The following is a 621-nucleotide window of genomic DNA, read 5'->3' as shown; positions in this document are numbered from 1 at the left end:
AAAAAAACGCTGCTCGCTCTTGAGCAGGCCCGGGCCGACATTGCCCGTCGCCGCCAGCGCTGGAAGTCGTGGCAGGGTCGCCTCGATCCGGCGCGTCTGGTCTTCATCGACGAGACGTGGATCAAGACCAACATGGCTCCGCTTCGCGGCTGGGGGCCAAGGGGACAGCGCCTGCGCGGCTTCGCCCCGCATGGCCATTGGCGAACCCTGACCTTCCTGGGCGCGTTGCGCTGCGACGAACTCACCGCGCCATGCGTCTTCGACGGCCCGATCAACGGTGAATGCTTCCGCGCCTATGTCCGTCAGCAACTGCTCCCGACCCTGCGGCCCGGCGACATTGTGATCATGGACAATCTGGGCAGCCATAAGTCCGCAGCCATCCGTCATGCCATCAGGGCCGCCGGCGCAAGGCTCTGGTTCCTGCCGCCATACTCGCCCGATCTCAACCCGATCGAGCAGACCTTCGCCAAGATCAAGCATTGGATGCGCCACGCCCAGAAGCCAACCATCGAAGACACATGGCGCCATCTCGGTACCCTCGTCGGAACCATCAAACCCGACGAATGTGCCAACTACTTCAACAACGCTGGATATGCTTCCGTCAAAACATGAAAGACTCTA

The 621-nt window shown here is 62.0% G+C and carries 1 protein-coding gene; it reads left to right on the top strand.

Annotated features, from left to right (window positions below):
• Nucleotides 1–612 (top strand): IS630 family transposase (locus tag DH08_RS30115; protein WP_192182893.1); only part of this gene is annotated, 612 nt, incomplete at its 5' end.
• Nucleotides 613–621 lie beyond the last annotated feature (9 nt).

It is taken from the genome of Mesorhizobium amorphae (genome assembly GCF_014843845.1).
Lineage (GTDB): Bacteria > Pseudomonadota > Alphaproteobacteria > Rhizobiales > Rhizobiaceae > Mesorhizobium > Mesorhizobium amorphae_A.
The sequence above is the reverse complement of the archived record's forward strand: the minus strand, read 5'-3'. Positions and strand labels throughout refer to the sequence as shown.